Raw genomic sequence first — 21,644 nt, forward strand, 5'->3', positions numbered from 1 at the left:
AAAATATGATTAGATAAAAATAATATATGCATTATTATACTATAATCAGGACATGATTTGTCAGATTTTTCTCAGAATATCCGAAAATCATGTCCTTATTCTTAAAAATACAGACTTCCTCCTATAAATTCTCTCAATATGGAATTAAACGGCACTTTTTCAATATCCATAGGCTCACAGAATGAAAGGAGGTTAAGCAAACGGTTCTTTGTGTCAGCATATGGACTGTCTGCCTTTATTTTCTTAAGAGATTCCTCAGCAAAAGGCCTGAGCGCATTGAGCTCATATATAAGGCTTGAGTTGAACATGACGTCGGCTTCTTCCTGAAATTTAAATATGTTGTTGTATTCTCCAAGTCTTACGCTTGCCCACTGATCAAGAGTTTCCTCAGGATTCTTCCCTCTAAAGCTCTCATCCCTCACCAGCCTTCTCATCATCCTTATTTCTGATGCCGGTATCCTGTTGAGAAGATCGATATTAAGTCCATATATTGCATGGATATATATCTTGAACATCATATTCCTGTTTATATGCGGGTACAGTACCGGATTAAGTGCATGAATGCCTTCGAGTATGAGAATCTCATCCGGCCCTATCTGCACAGGATTTGTCTTTTCAATGCGCTTTCCGGTAATGAAATCAAAAATCGGTGTGTCTACCATTTTGCCTTCAACCAGGTCATAAATCTGCCTTTGAAGAAAATCGAGATCCAGGGCATCAAGAGAATCAAAATCATACTTTCCATAAACATCAAGTGGAGTTTTATCTCTGTTAACAAAATAATTGTCGAGAGAAAGAGGCACTGGTTTGAGGCCATTTACACGCAGCTGCGTCGATAGCCTTTCTGCGAATGATGTTTTGCCCGAAGAAGATGGTCCTGCAATTACAAGTACTCTCAGAGCCCGCTTTTGCTGCAGAATCGTATCCGATATATCCGCTATCTCTTTTTCATGAAGCGCCTCAGCGATACCAAGAAGCTTTGTGCTTTCTCCGCTTCTTATATATCGGTTTACATCTTCAAGCGTTTCTATTTTGATATTTAGTAGCCATTTGTGAGTCTTGTCATAAGTCGCTGCTAGCTTGTCCGGTGGTATGAGCGGCACATCAACCCCTCTGCTTGCATCTCCGAAATCAACAATAAACCCTTCTGCATATGGCATTATAGAAAAAGGTTCTATGAGCATTGTTGAGGCTTCGCAGGGATATAGCATCTTTACGTAGTCATCTTCTACTCTGTAATTATAATACCCTCCCTCGTGTCCAAGAAAAATAATTTTCTGTTCCTGAGAAAGCCAAAACCTTAGCCTTGAATCAATCTGTACTACCTCTCTTACAGACAGCACAGAGTCTACGAGCCTGCAGAAAACCCCTTCCTGAATGGAATATGCAATCTTGAGCTGTTCCTGCGGAAAAAGCTGCTTTACTACTATTATGAGACCAAGCTTTATCGTCTGCCTGCTGTTGTGAAGATGAGTTTCTACCATCAATATTACCTCCTGTTAAGCCTGAGCCTGTACCGCCGTTATTGCAACGACATTAACAATATCCTCTACGCTGCATCCCCTCGAAAGATCATTTACTGGTTTTGCAAATCCCTGGCATACAGGACCAACAGCTATTGCACCCGCCAGTCTCTCGACCAGCTTGTAACCTATGTTGCCCGCCTGCAGATCTGGAAATATCAGTATATTGGCGTTTCCTGCCACTCTGGATCCTGGTGCTTTCTTCTTTGCCACCGTATCGACAAGAGCGGCATCTGCCTGCATCTCGCCTTCAATCTCAAGATCCGGCCTCTTATTCCTTGCGATTTGCGCTGCGGTTCTAACTTTTTCAACAAGCTCATGCTGCGCGCTTCCCATGGTCGAGAACGAAAGCAGGGCCACCCTTGGCTCAATACCGCAAAGCTTTCTGGCGCTTTCTGCCGTTGAAATCGCTATTGAGGCAAGCTCTTCCGGATTTGGATCAGGATTTACTGCACAGTCAGCAAATAACATAAGTCCGTCTTCGCCGAAGCTCTTATCCTTCATTATCATTACAAAAAACGATGAAACTATGGCAGACCCAGGCGCTGTTTTTATAATCTGAAGAGCAGGCCTCAAAAGATCTCCGGTCGTATGCACTGCACCTGATACCATCCCATCTGCGAAATTCATCTTGACCATCATGGCCGCATAGTACATAGGATCATGAACCATCTCAAATGCTTTTTCTTCTGTCATTCCTTTCGATTTTCTAAGCTCATGGAACTCATGTGCAAATATTTCAGTCTTAACCGAATTATCAGGATCCTGAATCTCTATTCCTGAAACTGATATATCAAGTTTTTCAGCCTTATCATGTATTTCTTTCTCACTTCCTATCAGAATTACCTTTGCTATATTCTCTGCATTTATTATTGAGGCTGCAATAAGAGTCCTGTCTTCACTTCCTTCTGGCAGAACAATTTTTTTCAGATCGCCTTTTGCCAGTTCCTTTATGCTTTTAAGAAAATCCATGACTATTCTCCTTTCGATACGCAATTTGTAATTACAATTATATCCAAATTGATGACAGTTAAATTATACCCTCAATTGCCTGCTGTGATACCTGAAATCTCATATTTAATAAATAAAAAAGCATCTATAACAATTGAGTTATAAATGCCTTGATGCTATTTTTTTATAAGTGCTTCAAATCCTTCGCTGTATCTTATTGATTTATCCTTGAATACCCACATCGCTTCTGAGCCTTCTATGCTCTGTATAAGCTCATGCCCCTGCTCGAAATCCATGCAGTATATAGCCGTTGAGAGTGCGTCAGCCATGCCGGAATCCTCGCATATTACCGTTACTGCCGTAAAGTTTTCCGCCGGGAAGAGAGTTTTCGTGTCAATTATATGATTATATCTTTTTCCGTCAACTGTGTAATATCTTTCATAGTCTCCGCTCGAAACCATTGAGGTTTCTTCAAGGTTTACCAGATTGAGTATAGCCTCCTCACTCTCGCTGTCGGGATTTTGTATTCCCACGCTCCACGGTTCTCCTGTCTTGATATTATTGCCTATGGCTCTTACATTGCCTCCTACATTAAGTATTGCTGAGACAAGTCCATTCGCTGTCAGTCTGTCGGCAACCTGTTCTGTCGCATAGCCTTTTGCTATAGCCCCGACATCAAGGCTCATCATAGGGTCCTTAAGGAACACTGTAGAGTTTTCAATGTCTATTATAACATCATTTATGTCCGTATGCTCCGAAGCCTCCTGAAGTTTTTTTAAAGGTGGAAGCTCAGCATTCTCCGGATCATCTATTCCATCAGTCCTGTATTCATGCCATATTTTCAAGACTGAGCCATAAGCTATGTTGGTTTTTCCATCTGTGAGTTCATACATGCTTTTTGAAAAAACAAGCATGTCTATAATCTTCTGATCGACTTTTACAGGTTTTATACCTGCATTATCGTTTATCGTCTTAATGTTGTTCAGACCGTCATAGTCAGTGTAGATATCGTAAAGCCTATGATATTCTGTCAGATCGTCATATATCTGCTGTGCATATGACTTGAATTCCTCTTCTGTTTCTGAATATCCGACTATCTTTGTAAATGTATTGAAAAGTTCTATAAATTCTGCCTCGTATCTTTTCATATCATAAGTGTCAGTTTTTGCACACGAGGCCATTCCTGTAAGCATCAACAGGGAAGTAATTATAAGGATTATCTTTTTTATCAATGTTTTTACCTCAAATTTGAAAGGTAGTAATACTACTGTTGTAGTAATACTACCTTAAAATTCAGATTTCTCTTTTTCAGTTTAAGATTATTATTTTGCTGTTGCGAAAGCTTTTGCTACTACCGTCTGGAATTCAGCTATTCCAACTGTTACTGAAGCAGTAACATCAGCATCAGTTGCATTTCCTTCTTCATTTACAGCTATTGCTCCAACTTCTTCAGCAGTTTTTCCAACTACGTATTTAGAGAATGCGTCTGCCTGCTCGTTCCACTCTTTACCTATTCCTGAAGCACTCTTCATTCCATAAGCATCACCAAGCTCATTTTTTGTCTGAAGCGCAGCAGTAAGATCTGTAGTTATTTTTCCTGTAGCATCAAAATTGATGTTTGTCTGAGAAGCATCTATTATTGAGCTGGTTATAACGCCATCATCAGCAAATGTAGTTGCAGTGTAGTATGTGTAAACCTGAGCAAGACCATCTTTTGATTCTGCAGCATCAAAATCTTTTGATTTTTCTATAGTAGTCTCAAGTCCAAGACCAAGCTTGTCAGTTGCACCAGCTCCAAGAACCTGTGCATTTGCAACAGCTTTTTCTATCGCTTCAATATATGGTCCAACTTTTATAGTTACAGAAGCCATCATATCTGCATCTGTAAGATGTGTTTCTTCGTCAAGTGAGAAAGATTTTACTTCTTCAACTGTTTTGCCTTCTACAAATGTTTCGAAAGCGTTGGCCTGGTCAGCCCAGTCTTTTCCGATTGTAGATGCTTTTGCCATTCCGTACTCAGTTCCAAGCTCCTGCTTAGATTTGAATTCTGAAGCCTTGTCAGTAACAAGCTTTCCTTCTTTAGAGAAGTTAACTTTTGTCTGAGCAGTGTCAATCTCTGCCTTAAGGATTTTTCCATCAGCGTCTACCATTACTGCAACAGCGATAGAATCAACTTGAGCTAATCCATCTTCTTCAGCTGCATCTGCAGATTTTTCTGCTGATGATATTACTGCTAAACCTGTTTTTACCCCATCTGCAGTTTCTTCTACTGCTGGTGTTTCTTCTGTTGTCTCTGCTGGCTTTTCGCTGCATCCTGCAAATGCGAAAACAGTAAGTGACATGATTAAAACCATTGATAAAATTCTTTTCATAATTTCCTCCATATGATTAAAAATATTTTATTATATAATCTTGATCATTCCAGGTTATACCAAATTAAATCATGCTGCTGATAAATATCAGCATGCATATGCTCGCCATAATAATTATATAATTTTTTATGGCTATAATGAATGTAGTTTCTTTATCCTGGACCTCTTTGAACGTATTTATGTTCTTTTTTGCCGCATAGAGCGTCAGCAAGTGAAGTATGCATAAAGGATGAAGAATCCCGAATACCACCATCAGTATGACTGCAATATAGGAAAGAAAGTAGACCCATTCAAATAGCGCTATCGATTTTTCTACTCCTATATAGTAAGGCAGCGTATGCCTCTTTACTTTTATATCTTTTTCTATGTCGCAAATGTTGTTTGCGAGCATTATGTTGGCAGTAGTACAGAATGGAACTGTCGAAAAAAGCAGAAACTTCAGCAGCGGAATCACGCTGAGACTTAGACTTACTGTTTCAATACTTATATCGAGCTTAAGGAATGTTCCTTCAGGTATATTGATATAAAGCAGTATGAAGGGGATCATTATTCCATAAAAGAATCCCGACATCACTTCCCCAAGAGGAAGCCTTGATATGGCTGCAGGACCGTACGTGTAAAATACTCCACACAGGAAGCAGAGACCCCCCATGAATAATACTGCAATATCTGTAAGAAGCACGAGATACATACCAAGCAGTATGCTTACTGCAAACATTAAATAAATTACTGAGATTCTACGTCAGTACTTTATAAACCACCCTCAAAGCATTGATAAATATACGTTCCTTCAAAATTCAGCTTTCACCCATTGGGTGAAAGAAAAATGCTCAAAAATGTGTTGAATTATCAGCTTTTATGAGTCGATATATGGTACAATAATAGTAACAAAAGCAGCAGAAAAAGGGGTTTAAATTATGATTAATAAAATTGATTTCACAGCTAAGAATCTAACATCAAATGCAGGTCTTTTTCTTCTCCTTGAGAACGCAAAAAGTAATGAGATTTTTGATCTAGTTGAAGATGACCTCGTATTTGATAATGACTCCACAAATAAAATCAAGATGAATCATATAAAGACGATGATCTGTGGTCACTTTATTGGTATAGACAAGCTAGAACGTCTAAAGCTCCTTCAAAATGATCCACTCGTTAATGAATTTGATATTTCCGTAAAAGAACCTGAAACAGTGTCACGATTTTTAGGAAACTTCACCTTTAAGACAACACAAATGTTTAGAGACATTAATTTTAAAGTCTTTAAAAAACTGCTCACTAAAAGTAAATTGACATCCATTACGATTGATATTGATAGTAGTGTAATCAACGTAGAAGGTCATCAAGAAGGTGCATCAAAAGGATATAATCCCAAGAAACTAGGAAACCGATGCTACAATATCCAGTTTGCATTTTGCGACGAATTAAAAGCCTACGTCACCGGATTTGTAAGAAGTGGCAATACTTACACAGCTAACGGTGCATCTGAAATGATCAAAGAAATAGTAGCCAACATCAAAACAGATGATTTAGAGATTTTATTTCGAATGGATAGTGGCTACTTTGATGAAAAAATTATTGAAACGATAGAATCTCTTGGTTGCAAATATTTAATTAAAGCCAAAAGTTATTCTACGCTTGCATCCCAAGCAACGAATTCATCGGTTGTATTCGTTAAAGGTGAAGAAGGCAGAGAAACTACAGAACTGTTTACAAAATTAGATAACTGGGAGAAAGACAGAAGGTTTGTTGTGTCTCGGGTACTGAAACCAGAAAAAGAAAGAGCACAAATATCACTTTTAGAAGTCTCTGAGTACGAATACTTTTTCTTTGTGACAAACACTACATTGCTTTCTGAAAAAGTAGTTATATCCTATGAAAAACGTGGCAATGCTGAGAACTATATTAAAGAAGCCAAATACGACATGGCGGTGGGTCATCTTTTACTTAAATCATTTTGGGCAAATGAAGCGGTGTTTCAAATGATGATGCTTTCATATAACCTGTTTTTGTTGTTCAAGATTGATTCCTTAGAGCCTTCAGAATACAGACAGCAAATAAAGACCTTTCGTTTGAAGTATGTATTTCTTGCAGCCAAAATCATTAAAACCGCAAGAACTGTAATTATGAATTTGTCAGAAAACTATCCGTACAAGGAAGTGTATGAAAAATGTCTGGTATAATAAAGATATCATCTTGAAAATCGAGTGTTGCTCTGTGGATAACTTGCAGGGTTTAATAAGTATCTTTACTCAAAAGTTGCAATCAATAATTTATTGAAAAAGATTGAAAGGTGGTGGTAAATAATGTTACAATGTGGGAGTATCAGTTTAAATTCTTCGTGAAATAGTGTTCTTTTAAGCTAATAAAAAATGCACGTGGAATTTAGGTTTGCATAATAAAAAATCGTCATATACAGGAGGGCCGTCATGAATAAAACAGAGCAAATCCAGCGATTCGTCCAGCAGAGAGAGGAAATGGAATGTCTGATCCATGAAAAATATCACCAGCTGGCCCAAGCAGCCGGCTTAACCTTAGAACAATATCATCTGCTTTTAGAGTTAGAAAGCTTGACCGAGGGAAAATCCCAAGACAGTGATGCCCCTACTATTGGGCATATGGCTCAGAGCGTAAACCTATCCCAAAATACGATCTCGGAAAAAATCACCCGTTTAGAAAAAAAAGGCCTTGTTCAACGATATAAAGATGAGAAGGATCGTCGGATCAGTCGAATCACGTTAACTGCGCAAGGGAAAAATCTTCTTTCTGAAATCGAAAAAAATGCCAATACTCGCTTTCTGGAAGATGCCCTTTCTAGCCTTCCAAGGGAAGATCTGGAGACGTTGACCCGACTCATGGGACAGTTGATCCGATCCATGGCTGTCTCCAGTGAAGCGAAAGAGAGTGGCTCCCATGAAAACTAAAGACCCACGCCGAATATACTTATTTTATCGTGGAGGGATCGCCCTTATTTTCTCTCTGGTTTTCACTACCAGCAGTTTATACCATATCGAAATGGTACATTTGAATCCCTTCCAGCTGGTTTTAGTAGGAACTGCTTTAGAGGTCACTCATTTTCTCTTCGAGATCCCTACAGGGATCGTGGCTGATCGTTATAGTCGAAAACTTTCCGTACTTATCGGCCTTGGGCTAATAGCCTTTGGGTTATTTCTGGAGGGAGCCGTCCAGTCCTTCCTGGTCATTCTTTTAGCACAAGTGATCTGGGGCTTAGGGGACACCTTTACCAGCGGAGCCGATACCGCTTGGATCGTAGATGAACTGGGTGAAGATCAGATGGAAGGATTATTTTTAAAGGCAGCTCAGATTTCCCAAGGCGCTTCACTGATCGGTATCTTCGTCAGCATGAGTCTGGCGATCCTACGTCCTAACCTTCCGTTCTTCTTAAGCGGAATCCTGTGCATTGCTCTGATTTTTCTTTTGGTTCGGCACATGCCGGAAAAGCGCTTTTCCATAAAAGCGGATTCCACGAGCTGGTATAATGGGATGTTCACTGCCTTTAAAGAAGGTACTCGCATCCTTCGGGCTAAGCATATTCTGGTCGCCGCTGCTGGGGTCATGTTCTTTGAAGGAGTTTACAGCGAAGGCTTTGACCGTCTTTGGACTGCTCACTTTCTAAATCAGCTCCATGACGTTTCGATCTACGGACGAGATGAGCTGTGGCTTTTAGCCGTAAATCTTTTGGCTGCGATTTTCGGAATTCTCCTAATGGGCTTTCTGGAACGCAGGTCTGAAAGCTTCAAGCCGAAACGCCTGTATGGTGCCTTGTTCCTTATAAACACAGGAAAGTCCATTTCGATCCTTCTATTCGCACTTATAGGGAATGTGTGGGGAATCGCCTTTGTCTACTGTGTCGGAAATAGTCTGCGAAACAGCTTTTACCCTCTTTATGATGCCTGGGTGAATCGACAGGTGGAAGAACCGGAGTGGAGAGCTACCGCATTATCCATGTTGGGACAGCTAAACTCTATCGGGCAGATCAGTGGTGGGCCTTTGCTGGGCTGGATCGCTTTAAAAGCCGGCGTACCTCTGGGGCTGGTGTTTTCCGGGGTCCTCGTTCTTCCGATCATCGTCATATATGGTGGATTCTATTTACGACAAAAACATGATAAAACTACCGATAAAAAGAAATCTAACATAGATATTGCATAAATGCGAAGCTTTTCCATTCCTCCGTACGTATAATATTTGGCAACAAAAGCTATATCATTATAAATACGGAGGTACCTATGTTTATTAAAAAAATCGCACTAGCACTCGCCTTTTCTTTGCTTCTGGGCATTCCAGCTTACGCCATTCAGGCACCTGCTGTCCCCGGGACGCAGATCGCTTTTGCTAAAGGCTCGTCCACCCCAGAAAATCATGCAGAAACCACAGGAACCATCCAGTCCGTACAAAAGGATCAGATCACCATTTATCTGACGGATGGAAAATCAAAAAATGATTTCCTCGTACTGAATCTTACAAAAGATACACTCTTCCATAAATGCAAGCTCAGTACACTGACACCGGGGCAGCGGGTTTACGCTATCCATTCCATGACCAGGACTAAAACGGTTCCAAAGCAGACTACCACCTATGAGATCACCTTGGTAAATGATCCTGCACCTACTTTTTATTATAATAACTCGTGGAATAACGGAAATTCCTGTATGCCTAATGAAGAGGAGCTTCACGGAAAGATCACCCAGGTGATCGAGATGAATGACTTTTTACTATTAAAAGTCACTGGCAAGGTAGATGAGGATGCTGAGAAAACGTTCCTTCTCATCGTAACAAAGGAAACAGAGCTAAAGACTGGTCACTTAAATGACTTGACTATAGGAAAAACTCTTGATGCAGAAATCGATACCCTTGAGGAGACTGACAGGTCTGTTATTGCTGAAGCGATCGAGATCGACATAAAATAGCATACTTTCCCTTGGAACTTTTTTATACCTCCATTCGTCTTATGTGTAGAACTTAAAATGATGATGGAGGTATTTCTATGTTTAGAAAAAAAATCGCACTCGCTCTCGTGTTTTCCTTTTTACTTAGTATCCCGGCCTTTGCCGATCAAAACGCTCCGGTTCCGCCTACCACAGTTTCTCCTTATTAATCAATTATTTTTTCGATACTATCTTTGCGATATGCTAACTACCGTTAGTTCATAAGGAGTTCAATTTGTTGCTTCTGCATTTTGACATTTATGTATTGTATACATTCAACAACAACACTTTGCCGATTTCATTCAAATTAGCAGTCACCTAAATCGCCCTTGCCTTAAATTATACACTTCCCACTACTATAGCGTTTTCTCGACTTTCGCCCGTTGGTTTCGCCAATGCTCAGCACACTATAAAAACCTGAGCAGTCCGTTCAGGTTTTTATAGTGTGCCTCGCTCAATTTTCCATACCTTGTATGATTGTAAATCGTTATGTACTGCCATTATCGCAAAACCTATAACTGCCGCATCATCCACGTAGCCAATGATTGGTATTGGATCAGGAATCAAGTCGATAGGGCTTAAGAAATATACAAGGGCAGCAACAATCGTGATAATTGAAGCTAAAGGAATCTCTTTATACTTTCCGGTTACATAATCAACTACCAGATCGCATAAAAGTGGAATATCTTCAAAAAAAGGACCAATTAGCGGTATATTCCCAAGTTTTTCTACTACATTATCAATAAAAGCTCTGGTCTTATTTACATCAGAAATAATATCTTCTGCTTCATGCTTTTGATTGTCAATTACACCACTTAACTCGTTATCAGAAAATTTTGTATTGTATCCGCTTGCTTTTCCATCAGTGCTCAAAGTAACCCTCCTAAAATTTGATTATATTAATTTTTTTGGAATGAACTTTTTTGTGATGCTCATCACACAATGTGACAATATTATCCTTATTGGGAGATCCACCATATTGAACATCGATAATATGGTGACCTTGGGCATGTTTTGTGCTGCCACATATCTGACAGGTATTCATGTCCCTTTCCTTTCCATCCTTTTGTGCTTTCAAATGATTATTACTTCTTTTTGCCATTTGAACTCACCCCTTTACTCTCAATTTGCTTAACCGCATTTTGACCGCTACTCAACATTTTACCTACATCTTGTCGATTTCCTTGAGTTGCAATACCCCTCGCACTTGGTGCATGCTTATTCTTGGATTTTATTATATCTGCTTGAATATTAGCAGCTTGAATTGGTGTCAGGCCATCAATTACCGCTACTACTGACTGATTCTTTTTCCCTGCCATAACCAATCCTCCTAAAATGTTGTGACTTTTATATCACCGTTATCACCTTCGATGATTGTCTCAACACTATTTATTCCATATGATATTGTTACAATACTTCCTAAATCAACTCTTGGAGGTTTTCCTGGTTCATCAAAAATTAACGGAATAATATCTACTTCCCCATTTTTTCTTTGAACGGCCACCATCTTTTCTGTAACTGAAATTACTGAATCACCTTTGTTCAGAATTTTAATCTTGATTTTCGCCATCTTTCTTTCCTCCTTCATCTAACTCACTGGTTATTTCATTCATTTTCATTATTTGACGTTCAACAAGCTCAAGTTCGTTTTGCTTCAATGCAATCTCGTTCTTAAGCCTCATTGCCAAATTCTCAAGCTCAATCTCTTTTTCCATCAACTCCAGTTTAATCGTCCTTCTGTCTTTATTCTTTCCCTTAAGAATCGAAAGCCAAGATGCTCCAGCAATTACACTAACAGCTAATGGAGATGCTAAAGTTCCAACAACTCCCCCTACAGCGGCTCCTAAAACTCCTGAAGCTGATATTCCTAACGTTGAAGCAGCAACGGTAGTCATCAATCCCTTATTTTCGACAAGAAATTTATTCAATGCTTCTGATGTGACTTTACTTCCTTGTCTGCCACTACCTCTTTCAGCATCTAACTTTTCATCCCGAATCCACCTACGAACCGTTTCCTCATTTACTGAAAGTAATTCAGCGATTTCTTTCACAGAATAATATTCCACGTTATCACTTCCTTTCACTACCTATTACATTCTTATACTACATCATATTTGTAGTTGTTGTCAATAGCTTTATTTGTAGTAAAATATAATACTGAAATTTGCGCCTTATTTTAAAAATCATTTAAGTCATTCTTTTCATATAGCAGAGTAATTGTTTCAGAATTTATCAAAAGAAGATTATACTCGATTGAAAATTTTTAGAAAAGTTTCCTTAACACCCCTTACTTTTGCCTGATTTTTGTCCTGATTAGTAAGACGAGTTTAGCGTCATGCAATTTTGTTCTTTTACAATTGAATATACGGTATTTTGAGTACGAATCCTATGTGGCTGGAAAGCAAAGCGACATAATGGGCAGCGCCATGATGGCAGTGCATAGCACAGTCGGAGCGATAAATGCAGCCATTAGACCAACCATTGGCACGGTTGATGCGATGACACACATAAGGAATAATGATACTTTCTCACGACCTCCCACAGACTTGAGGGGGAGTTCCTACGATATTTGCGGCCTCTTGAAGGGACAAGGCTGATCGGTATTGCGGGGCTATGATGTCAAGCCAATGACAGCTCAAAATATCCCCCTTGCCTGGGTGCGTGGCAAATAAGGCACATGAACATAAAGACAAGGCACACCACATTTCTGCACAGCGCAATTTGTGGTGTGCTTCTATTGGTACAGTGACAAACTTCTCAAATAGATAATAAGTGCTTATAATCAAAATAAGCACCTCACTTGGAGGTGATTACAAATGGAAAATATCAAAAGCTTACCCGAAACCACGGTCGAGACTGCCTTGCCTCAAGAGCTGTATGCAGCAAGGGCATCAAAGTCATTTCAGGATTTCATCAAGGTGCTTTCGCAGATTATAGAAAAGCATGGTGCCGATGTGCTGGATGAAATAAACCGTGTTGAGTAAATGGCTGTATTTGAGATATAGATATTTTCCAATAATATATTGGAGGTATGACTATGAATAGGAGTGGAAAAAAATGTGTGCTTTATCCCCGTGTTAGCACTGAAATGCAAGTAGATGGTTTCAGCTTGGATGGGCAGAAAAGCAACTTAAGGCGTTTTGCTGATAGAGAAGAAATGGAGATCGTAAACATCTACGAAGATGCCGGTAAATCCGGCAAATCCATCGAGGGCAGACCTGCCTTTAAGCAAATGCTGCTTGATATTGAAAATGGTTTAGAGATTGATTATGTATTGGTATACAAGCTATCCCGCTTTGGCAGAAATGCAGCTGATATTCTAAACTCTTTGGAGCATATTCAAGCTTTTGGTGTGAATCTAATCTGTATTGAGGAAGGCATTGATTCATCACAGACAAGCGGAAAGCTTTTGATTTCCGTTCTATCTGCCGTTGCTGAAATAGAGCGTGAAAACATCATCGAGCAGACAATGAACGGACGAAAGGAAAAAGCTCGTCAGGGCGGCTGGAACGGTGGTTTTGCTCCTTACGGTTACTTCCTCAAAGACAAACAGCTTTTTATTCAAGAAGATGAAGCTGAAGCTGTACGCATTATCTTTGATAAATATCTGAATGGAAATATGGGGTTCCATAAAATCGCCAATTACCTCAATCTGCAAGGTATTCAGAAAGTACAACGAAATAACGGCACCCTTTCGCTCTGGGGCACACATTTTATCAGGATGATTATTGATAACCCTGTTTACTGCGGCAAAATCTCTTATGGCAGGCGTGTACGTGAAAAAGTAAAAGGAAGTAAGAATGAATATAAGCAAGTCCCGCAGGAAGATTACATCATAGCCAAAGGTCAACATGAGGCAATTATAAGTGAAGAGCTGTGGAATGCTGCACATGAAAAAAGAGAGCTGACAGGCGTTAAATCATCTTCCAAAATAGGCCGTGACAGAGCGCATTTGTTAAGCGGTATTTTAAAGTGTCCTAAATGCGGTGGGCCAATGTATACCAACAAGCACGCATGGACAAACAAAGACGGTACCTATAAAGAAGTTTATTATTATGTGTGCAGCAAAGCTCGTGCAGCCAGAGGAAAAACCTGCGAGTATACAACCATGCTCAAGAAAACCGACATCGAACCGTTAGTCATTGAAGCGATCCGAGAGCTGATTCAGAATCAGGATTTTGCAGGAGAAATCAAATCAAGGATTGGGAAAGAAATTGATACCTCCACCTTGAACAGGGAGCTGAAAAATTACGAATCCAAACTAAAAGAGACAGAATTGAATAAAACCCGGCTTGAAAATGAAATCGACAGCCTGCCCGAGGATACCCGTTTCAGAGAGCGTAAAATCCATGATATGACCCTCAGGCTTGATGGACTATATGACATTATCGTAGAGCTTGAAGAGAAAATTGAAGATGTTCTGCTGCGCCGCAAAGCCGTAGAGCAGGATGCAATCACTTTGGAAAACATCTATACCCTGTTGGCAAACTTCGACAAGGTGTACGACAAAATAAGCGATGAAGAGAAAAAATCCCTAATATCTTCGTTAATCAAAGAAATAGAGATTTTTCCATGTGGTGAGGCTGAGCTGCCCCTAAAGTCTATTTTGTTTAATTTCCCTGTTTATAAAGACGGTGAAGATGCCTGTGATTTCTTGTGGGACAAAAGTACGCACGTCTCAAGGTGGCTCGAGAGGACAGAATGAATGTCATTAGAGTATGTCCGTTCTCGGAAACATATCCACTGCGTTTTTGGGGCTATCGGTAGACGGAAACATATCCATAGGCTTCGCTGTTTTTTGAAAAACTGAGGTATGCTGTTAATTTTCAGTACCCAATACTGTAAATAACGTTACTCTCCTATTCACTAATGTAATTCAACAATCTTTCTAAAATGTCATGTGTAATTTTTAAGTTATATTGTTCAATAAGGTGACTTTGCAAATCCATAACTAACAGCAAAGAATTTTTATAGGCTTCAAATAATTCTACCTTATCTAATCGAGCAGTGGTCTTTGCAAATTTTTTATAATTTTCAAGGCTAATTTCTTCTTCAAGGTTTTTACTCATGTTTAGCCAATTATCAGCATTTTTTTCTGCCATACGTATAAGTTGTAGTGTATTTTTTTGAAGTTGTGATAAGAGTTCTAATGAACGAGCATATTCTCCTCTTTTTAGAACGTTGATTCCCATCAACCATAGATTAGAGAAATTACACAACAAAAAATTAGCATTTTCTTCAGTAAGTCTATTTGGTCTTGCACCACTTATCTCTGATAAATAATTTTCTAATTGCCCTGTTTCATCGTAAATAAGCATAGCCTTCGTATCAGGAATATAACCTGAATCTTTAAACGAGGGGATTATGTTCATATCTTTTTCAGAAAGGAAATGAAATTCCCCACGTATAAGATTATCAAAAATAACTACCTCTGTTCCGTACTCATTTTTATAAAGCATCAAGTACGGAGCTACATCAAACAACCAGTTGGATGAATCAAAGTTCGAGGTTATACTATCTTTCAAAAATATATAGAACTCTATATCAGAGTATTGGTCACCTTCTCCTTTGGTAAACGATCCATACATCATACAAGCTGTAATTCGTTCATCTGACTCAGTAAGATTCTTAACGTTTGCAATTAATTCTTTTTGTTTTAACATTTCTTCACCCTTTCATGTAAATATCTTTTAGTTATTGTGGCAACTCAAAATCTCTACAAATATAAATTAATATTTTTCGTACAAATATTATTGCAAAAAGCATCATCATGCTCCACAAACAATAGTGTAGGACAATATTCCAAAATCATTTTTTCAATTTGGATACGTGAAAAAATATCAATATAGTTCAATGGCTCATCCCATATATACAAATGTGCACTTTCACAAAGGCTTTTAGCAATTAGTACTTTCTTTTTCTGACCAGCACTAAAATCCTCCATGCTCTTATCAAACTGCTCTCTATTAAAATCCAGTTTACGAAGAATCGTTTTAAATAGAGTTTCATCGATCTTATTATTATAGGCAAATTCAGATAGATTACCTTTTAAATATGAAGTATCTTGCGAAATATAAGAAATTTTTAGTCCACTTGCTAACATAAAATTTCCGGTAAATTTAATATCATCTCCATTAATCAATTTTAGGATACTAGACTTACCACTCCCATTTTTTCCGATAATGGCAACTCTATCACCAATATTGACTCTGAAATTAAGATTACTGCATACTTCTTTATCTCCATAAGACAATGATAAATCATTCGCTTCTATTAGCCACTCTTTGTGAAATTCAAGTGGCGAAATTTTTAAGGCGTCATATTGTTCAATGTTGTGGAGCAGTTCTGATTTTTGTGAAATAGCTTCCTGATGTCTTGACTCAATATTTTTGGCACGTTTCATCGCTTTTGCAGCCTTATGTCCAACATAACCCTTATCCAGTTTTGAACCAGAATTTGTTGTTCCATATTTACTTTTTTCTACTTTATTTGACCAGTTTGAACTACGTTTTGCTGCATAAGACAACCTTCCTATTTCTTTAAGGAGTTTCTTGTTTTCTGCCAGTTCAAAATTATCTTGTAACGTTTTGTTCTCCCACCAAGAAGTAAAATTTCCCTTTTGGATTTCGATATTCGTTTTATTGATAGATAGTATATGGTCAACACATTGATCAAGTAAGCTTCTATCATGAGATACCAAAATAAACCCCTTCTTGCGTTTCAAATAATTTTGCACTACATTACGTGCATCGATGTCAAGATGGTTTGTAGGTTCATCAATAAGCAGGAAACAACTCGCTGTAAGGAATAAAGCTGCAAGAAGGACCTTTGTTTGCTCACCATTTGATAGTGTATTAAACGGACGATATAAAGCATCTTCTTGAACATCAAGCAATGATATTTCACGAAAAATCTCCCAATCCATACATTCCGTACAAATACTCTTCATTACTTCAATTGTATATAGACTCTTATCTTCCACATCATAAGGAAAATACTCAAACTTAACTGTAGAACTTATATTGCCGGAATACGCATATTTGCCAAGCAGTAAATTTAAGAAAGTAGTTTTACCGCGTCCGTTTCTTCCAATAAAACCGAGTTTCCAATCTGTATCTATCTGAAAACTTACATTTTCAAAAATATTGTCATAACTTCCTTCATATGAAAAAGTTAGATTTGAAACATTTATTAAGGACATATATTTCTTCCTCCTTTACATTATAAAAATTTTATAAGCAAAGTCGGTTTTCGGCATTAATTACTCTATAATGTTATCCAACTCTGCATGGATTTTGTCATGAATGACATAGTATCATTGTCTATCACGTTTATCTTCCTTTCTTTTACAAATATTAAAAGCCGCAAGAAAGTAAATTCTTACGGCTCAAAAACAAATACTATTATTACCTTTTGTTATACATAAGGTTACTGTAATGTATTATTGAGTGTAGAATACTTAACTTTCTTGCAATTTGCATAACAAAACAAACGGTTCTATAGCCGTTTCTTTAAATATCTTATTATGCATCATATAATTAGCAAGAAAAGTTATACATTCTTCCACCTCCAAGTCGTTTTATTATATCATATTATCTTCAAAAATTCAATATAATTCTTCTGTTCTCTTTCTAAAGATTACCCTTCTACATCAATCTCGACTCCTGATTTGAATTCAACGGCGAACTTATCATGAAATACCGTAACTTTTTCAATAAGCCGCCTTACTAACTGCTCATCATATTCCTCCAATTGGCAAGATTGTTCATTCAAGAAATCATTTATTTCAGCGATTCGCTGCCTTTTTCCTTCACGCTCTGCATTTTCAACAAGTGCATTTTGCTTCAATTCTCGAAGGCGGTAGATTTCATCAGCCACATCTTCATAGTCATTCTTGGATTTTGCTTGGATAAGAAGCTGTTGTTGTAATTCTTCCAATTTGCTATCAATATCATTGGTGGCATTATCATTTTCTTCATTAAGTATAGTAGCTATGTTTTTCTGCAACGCCTGGAGGAAGGGTTCTTTGTTAGCCAAAAGTTCGTTAATAGCCTTGACCACTGCTGTCTGCAATGTTTCCTCGTTTATGGTAGGGGCAGTACATTCAGATCCTTTTTCCTCCAAACGGCTGACGCATCTCCAAACAATAGACTTGTAACCTCGGTTATTCCAGTGTACCCGGCGGTAAATATCACCGCACTGGCGAGCAAACTGCAACTGCAACTATGCAGGCACTTAATCTTAAAAGAACTACTTTCTATAAACTGGTGAAGGAAGTGATTGTATGATGACGATGTGTCCACGATGTTTAGAGCTATACAGTGAAATTTGGTCGAAGCCTTGTTGTAAATGCGCCGATAAGACCATTCCTGTTGATATTGAACTCATCAATGTCGTTCAGATGCTGCTCACTAGAGGCTTCGATGTATCTTATGCCACTTGTTACCCAGATAAAGAACAAGGTGAGATCGAAGCTATGGAAATTGAGATTCACTTTAGGGAATTGTATCCGCAGGCTCTCTTTGATGGTCTCCCACCTGACTGGATTGTAATTGACGAATACCCAGTTCTTGGCGGTAAGGTTCTTGATGAACCTGTTGATATCCTTACATGTGCAATCGAATATCGATTTGAAGAGAGCATCCATATTCAAAAGGATATCGCTATAAGCAATCTGGAAACATGGCTCGAAGAGAAAGACCCGCAATCTTGTAGGGCTATCCTTACATTGGCCGGCTTCTGAAAAAGTAAGACCCTCTCAACAGTAATGATCTGCTGAAAGGGTACTTTACTTTAATCTATGACCTTGAAGTGCCTTAATGCGTCTTTAATAGCTTCTACTTTATATTCTGGTGCTGGTTTATATGGGCGTTTTAGTTCTTCAACTGCGTTTGGTGCGTCGTACATCGGCAGGCCTAAGTTTCTTTTGACCTCTGCAATGTTTGCAGTGTGAACTTTGAAGCCGTACTTTTCTTCGATATACTCCTGAATAAGCCTGTAGGTGATACGATCTGGCTGGATTTTTCGGTCGTCTGCGTACTCCATTTTTACACTGATAAAATCGTCTGCACTTTTGTGGGACAATAAAACACACGTCTCAACATGCAGCGAATACGGGAAAAAATCTTTGATGCAGAGATCAGTGTATTTTCTCAATATTTCAAGTGCCTTTTCATTATTGCCCTGAATGCAGTAGCCCTGGGCCGCATTCAGATATGTCACCGCCATTATATTCGGATTCAGCTTTGAAAGCTCAAATGCCGCGTCGACCGCAAATATCCTGTGCAGTATTTCTTCAAATTTCTCATTCTGAAGCTGAAGCAGCGACGCCAGCGAGCCTGTAAGCAAAACAAGGTGCTGATATGCGCTTATCTGCAGAATCCGGTCCGCCTTAGCCATATTGCCTTCCATGAGATATGACTGAGCAATGACAGAATCATCACCCGGAGCTGGCCTCACATCTTCTCCCAAAAGTTCGCGTGCTTTTTCAGGCCTTCTCATCATCAGATAGCATACTGCTTCAACAGAAACCGCGTCCCTGGCGAGCCACATATCCTCGCTCTCTTCTTCTATCCTTTTGCACAGGCTCGCGGCTTCCTCCAATATCTCCATCTGATTATCAGGCTTTGCTGCAAGCATGTGATGATTGCAGAGAAGCACTGCCATCTGCATAAGCAGCGGAAAGCAGGAATAGTATTTTTTTATGATTTTGCGGCATTGCGAAATAACCTCATCAAAAGGCTTTGTCGAAAAATCCCGAGACAGCCTGTGATACAGTCTTTTTATCTCTTCTTTAGTCATCTGCGGCGAATAACCCATGAGTTCATCTATGCTCATGTTGAAATAAGTCGCAAGCGGCGCAAGAAAAGTTATGTCCGGATAGCTGTGCCCCGTTTCCCATTTAGACACGGAGGCTTTGGACACTCCAATATATTCTGCCAGCTGATCCTGTGTGACCCCTTTTCTTCGCCTGCAGTCTGAAATTATTTTTGATATATTTATATCCTTCATTCAATCTCATCTCCTTCCATAGATTTAATTATACTTCTTTTTCTGTCATATACAATGGATTTGATGTTGATTTTCGGAAACAAAATCAACCATGAGGATACAAAAAAATCCGTATGAGTCACATTGCTGCAAATCATACGGATATATATTTGAATTATAACGCTTTTACATGAATCTTTCGATTTCTGCCAGGTCAAATTTTTTCATCTTGAGAAATGCCTCAGTTATTCGCGCGATAGTTTCTTCATCGGCTTCGTGCATAATATCGTTCATTACAGATGGCGTTATCTGCCATGAAACTCCGTACCTGTCTTTTATCCATCCACACTGCTCAGCCTCCGGGACTGCTGACAGGCTTTCCCAGTAATAATCTATTTCTTCCTGAGTGTCACAATTTATTATGAATGAGACGGCCTCATTAAAATTGAATCCATGCTCATATGCGCTGTCCATTATTGAAAAGCTCTGCCCCTCCAGGACAAACTCCGCAAAATTAAGCATTTCCGGCTCATTGGGCTTGAAATTGTCGCCATATCGGGATACGGATTTTATTTCAGAGTTTTTGAATATTCCCGTATAGTAGCCTATCGCTTCTTCGGCATGGCCACAGTTTTTTCCTGTAAACATAAGCGCCGGCCTTATCCTTATATCCATCTGCGCTTCTTTTACATGCATTACCTGCCACGAGACTCCAAATCTGTCTTCAGCCCAGCCATACAACTCGCTGAAATCGTAGGTATCAAGCGGCATGAGGGCTTTTCCCCCTTCCATGAAGGCGTTCCAGTATTTCCTCACCTCATCCTTATCTGTACACGAGATCATAAATGAGACCGAAGGGTTAAGCTTGAAATACGGCCCTGCCGAAAGAAGCATCAGGCTGATATCTTCAATTTCCATGGTAAAGCTCTGTACGTCGCCAGAAGGAGTGCCTGGTATCACTCGCTTGCTTAAGATTCGGCTGTTCTCGAATGTCTTATGATAAAACTCGCTGGCTTCTTCAGCTTCGGTATCAAACCAAAGGTGAATCATGATTTTACGAATACCTTCCATATAAACCTCCACAGGCAAAAACTTCGATCTAACCAAATAAATATCCAGTCATGGACATAGAACCCATTATGCACGAATCATTGAAGACTTCTATGTCGTCTTCTGAGTCCGCGGCTCCAAGAACATACAGAAGAGGATAGAAATGATCCGGAGTATAGAATGCCTTCTCAGCGCATTTGCCAGCCTTGCCATAGTTTACTACAGCCTCGAAATTTCTATTCAGTATGTTTTGTTTTACATAATCATCGAACTCATGTGCCCAGTCAAATCCACCGCTCATGCCCCAATTTATCAGCGAAAGGTTGTGGACCACATTTCCACTTCCAATTATAAATACACCTTCTTTTCTGAGCTGAGAAAGCTTTTTTCCTATCTCAAAATGAGCCTCCGGAGCTGCATTAAAATCAATGCTCAGCTGAACTACCGGTATGTCTGCATCAGGATACATCCTGCAAAGCACCGACCAGGTACCATGGTCTATGCCCCACCTGTTGTCTGTAATTACGCCTTCTTTGAGAAGATCTGATATTTTTCCAGCAAGCTCAGGAGATCCTTCCACCGGATATTTTAAATCATACAGCTCCTTTGGAAAGCCATACATGTCATATATCATCCTTGGCTCCCTTGTGTCCGATGTTCGAGTGATGGCAGTATACCAGTGTGCCGAAACTGCCAGAATGACTTTAGGCCTCGGTAGCGATCTTCCAAGCGCTTTCCATTTATTTGTGAATTCATTGTCTTCAACGGCATTCATCGGTGATCCATGTCCCACGAAAAGTACAGGCAGCTTCATA

At 39.2% G+C, this 21,644-nt stretch carries 23 protein-coding genes; 7 read left to right on the forward strand and 16 right to left on the reverse strand.

Annotated features, from left to right (window positions below):
• Positions 1-101: 101 nt before the first annotated feature.
• The 5 genes from AC4PGZ_RS06490 to AC4PGZ_RS06510 form a co-directional block, all read right to left on the reverse strand.
• A complete protein-coding gene (locus tag AC4PGZ_RS06490) occupies positions 102-1,484 on the reverse strand; it encodes a uridine kinase family protein (protein WP_492160251.1) in 1,383 nt (460 codons plus the stop codon).
• Between the two features lie 15 nt (positions 1,485-1,499).
• Positions 1,500-2,495 (reverse strand): phosphate acetyltransferase, encoded by a 996-nt coding sequence (gene pta / locus AC4PGZ_RS06495; RefSeq protein WP_492157825.1) that lies wholly within the window; start codon positions 2,493-2,495, stop codon positions 1,500-1,502.
• Positions 2,496-2,650: 155 nt separating this feature from the next.
• On the reverse strand, positions 2,651-3,706 hold the full coding sequence (locus AC4PGZ_RS06500; RefSeq protein WP_492157826.1) for an FAD:protein FMN transferase: 1,056 nt from the start codon (positions 3,704-3,706) through the stop codon (positions 2,651-2,653).
• A 90-nt stretch (positions 3,707-3,796) separates the two neighbouring features.
• Positions 3,797-4,846, reverse strand: a complete 1,050-nt coding sequence (locus AC4PGZ_RS06505) for a hypothetical protein (RefSeq protein WP_492157827.1) — start codon at positions 4,844-4,846, stop codon at positions 3,797-3,799.
• A gap of 64 nt (positions 4,847-4,910) precedes the next feature.
• The gene (locus AC4PGZ_RS06510; protein WP_492157828.1) at positions 4,911-5,564 is read right to left on the reverse strand and encodes a UbiA family prenyltransferase; all 654 of its coding nucleotides are present in this window, start codon (positions 5,562-5,564) and stop codon (positions 4,911-4,913) included.
• 199 nt (positions 5,565-5,763) lie between these two features.
• On the opposite strand from AC4PGZ_RS06510, the gene AC4PGZ_RS06515 reads away from it, so the two are divergent.
• From AC4PGZ_RS06515 to AC4PGZ_RS06530, 4 genes are all read left to right on the forward strand, one after another.
• The gene (locus AC4PGZ_RS06515; protein ID WP_492157829.1) at positions 5,764-7,026 is read left to right on the forward strand and encodes an IS1380-like element ISEnca1 family transposase; all 1,263 of its coding nucleotides are present in this window, start codon (positions 5,764-5,766) and stop codon (positions 7,024-7,026) included.
• Between the two features lie 246 nt (positions 7,027-7,272).
• Complete coding sequence (locus AC4PGZ_RS06520) at positions 7,273-7,767, forward strand: MarR family winged helix-turn-helix transcriptional regulator (protein WP_492157830.1); 495 nt, start codon at positions 7,273-7,275, stop codon at positions 7,765-7,767.
• Positions 7,757-9,013: an MFS transporter gene (locus AC4PGZ_RS06525; RefSeq protein ID WP_492157831.1), complete on the forward strand. Its 1,257-nt coding sequence runs from the start codon at positions 7,757-7,759 to the stop codon at positions 9,011-9,013. The genes AC4PGZ_RS06520 and AC4PGZ_RS06525 overlap by 11 nt, the downstream gene beginning before the upstream one ends.
• Before the next feature lie 77 nt (positions 9,014-9,090).
• On the forward strand, positions 9,091-9,771 hold the full coding sequence (locus AC4PGZ_RS06530) for a hypothetical protein (RefSeq protein WP_492157832.1): 681 nt from the start codon (positions 9,091-9,093) through the stop codon (positions 9,769-9,771).
• A gap of 456 nt (positions 9,772-10,227) precedes the next feature.
• Here the strand turns inward: AC4PGZ_RS06530 and AC4PGZ_RS06535 are convergent, their stop codons facing one another.
• Genes AC4PGZ_RS06535 through AC4PGZ_RS06555 form a run of 5 tightly spaced genes read right to left on the reverse strand, consistent with a single transcriptional unit; the run spans position 10,228 to position 11,855 of the window.
• Positions 10,228-10,662, reverse strand: coding sequence for a YkvA family protein (locus AC4PGZ_RS06535; protein ID WP_492157833.1), 435 nt, complete (start codon positions 10,660-10,662; stop codon positions 10,228-10,230).
• Between the two features lie 10 nt (positions 10,663-10,672).
• Positions 10,673-10,891: an HNH endonuclease gene (locus AC4PGZ_RS06540; RefSeq protein ID WP_492157834.1), complete on the reverse strand. Its 219-nt coding sequence runs from the start codon at positions 10,889-10,891 to the stop codon at positions 10,673-10,675.
• Positions 10,875-11,108: a hypothetical protein gene (locus tag AC4PGZ_RS06545; protein ID WP_492157835.1), complete on the reverse strand. Its 234-nt coding sequence runs from the start codon at positions 11,106-11,108 to the stop codon at positions 10,875-10,877. Before AC4PGZ_RS06545 ends, AC4PGZ_RS06540 begins: the two co-directional genes overlap by 17 nt.
• Before the next feature lie 11 nt (positions 11,109-11,119).
• On the reverse strand, positions 11,120-11,359 hold the full coding sequence (locus AC4PGZ_RS06550; protein WP_492157836.1) for a hypothetical protein: 240 nt from the start codon (positions 11,357-11,359) through the stop codon (positions 11,120-11,122).
• Complete coding sequence (locus AC4PGZ_RS06555) at positions 11,340-11,855, reverse strand: helix-turn-helix domain-containing protein (RefSeq protein WP_492157837.1); 516 nt, start codon at positions 11,853-11,855, stop codon at positions 11,340-11,342. The genes AC4PGZ_RS06550 and AC4PGZ_RS06555 overlap by 20 nt, the downstream gene beginning before the upstream one ends.
• A gap of 750 nt (positions 11,856-12,605) precedes the next feature.
• Between AC4PGZ_RS06555 and AC4PGZ_RS06560 the strand changes: the two genes are divergently transcribed.
• Both AC4PGZ_RS06560 and AC4PGZ_RS06565 read left to right on the forward strand, forming a co-directional pair.
• The gene (locus AC4PGZ_RS06560; RefSeq protein ID WP_492157838.1) at positions 12,606-12,773 is read left to right on the forward strand and encodes a hypothetical protein; all 168 of its coding nucleotides are present in this window, start codon (positions 12,606-12,608) and stop codon (positions 12,771-12,773) included.
• A 53-nt stretch (positions 12,774-12,826) separates the two neighbouring features.
• Complete coding sequence (locus AC4PGZ_RS06565; protein WP_492157839.1) at positions 12,827-14,494, forward strand: recombinase family protein; 1,668 nt, start codon at positions 12,827-12,829, stop codon at positions 14,492-14,494.
• Between the two features lie 154 nt (positions 14,495-14,648).
• On the opposite strand, the gene lnu(B) is transcribed toward AC4PGZ_RS06565, so the two are convergent.
• From lnu(B) to AC4PGZ_RS06580, 3 genes are all read right to left on the reverse strand, one after another.
• Positions 14,649-15,452: a lincosamide nucleotidyltransferase Lnu(B) gene (lnu(B), locus tag AC4PGZ_RS06570; protein WP_204108516.1), complete on the reverse strand. Its 804-nt coding sequence runs from the start codon at positions 15,450-15,452 to the stop codon at positions 14,649-14,651.
• Positions 15,453-15,505: 53 nt separating this feature from the next.
• Positions 15,506-16,990: an ABC-F type ribosomal protection protein Lsa(E) gene (gene lsa(E), locus AC4PGZ_RS06575; protein ID WP_370847225.1), complete on the reverse strand. Its 1,485-nt coding sequence runs from the start codon at positions 16,988-16,990 to the stop codon at positions 15,506-15,508.
• Positions 16,991-17,427: 437 nt separating this feature from the next.
• Positions 17,428-18,012 carry a recombinase zinc beta ribbon domain-containing protein gene (locus AC4PGZ_RS06580; protein ID WP_492157840.1) on the reverse strand — a complete coding sequence of 195 codons (585 nt, stop codon included), beginning with the start codon at positions 18,010-18,012 and terminating at the stop codon, positions 17,428-17,430.
• A gap of 61 nt (positions 18,013-18,073) precedes the next feature.
• On the opposite strand from AC4PGZ_RS06580, the gene AC4PGZ_RS06585 reads away from it, so the two are divergent.
• Positions 18,074-18,532 carry a hypothetical protein gene (locus AC4PGZ_RS06585; protein WP_002325145.1) on the forward strand — a complete coding sequence of 153 codons (459 nt, stop codon included), beginning with the start codon at positions 18,074-18,076 and terminating at the stop codon, positions 18,530-18,532.
• Between the two features lie 50 nt (positions 18,533-18,582).
• On the opposite strand, the gene AC4PGZ_RS06590 is transcribed toward AC4PGZ_RS06585, so the two are convergent.
• The 3 genes from AC4PGZ_RS06590 to ygiD form a co-directional block, all read right to left on the reverse strand.
• Positions 18,583-19,800, reverse strand: a complete 1,218-nt coding sequence (locus AC4PGZ_RS06590) for a helix-turn-helix domain-containing protein (RefSeq protein ID WP_492157841.1) — start codon at positions 19,798-19,800, stop codon at positions 18,583-18,585.
• 165 nt (positions 19,801-19,965) lie between these two features.
• Positions 19,966-20,850 (reverse strand): VOC family protein, encoded by an 885-nt coding sequence (locus AC4PGZ_RS06595; RefSeq protein ID WP_492157842.1) that lies wholly within the window; start codon positions 20,848-20,850, stop codon positions 19,966-19,968.
• Positions 20,851-20,878: 28 nt separating this feature from the next.
• Positions 20,879-21,643, reverse strand: coding sequence for a 4,5-DOPA-extradiol-dioxygenase (gene ygiD / locus AC4PGZ_RS06600; protein ID WP_492157843.1), 765 nt, complete (start codon positions 21,641-21,643; stop codon positions 20,879-20,881).
• Position 21,644 lies beyond the last annotated feature (1 nt).

The organism is Proteocatella sp. QWL-06 (genome assembly GCF_058684135.1).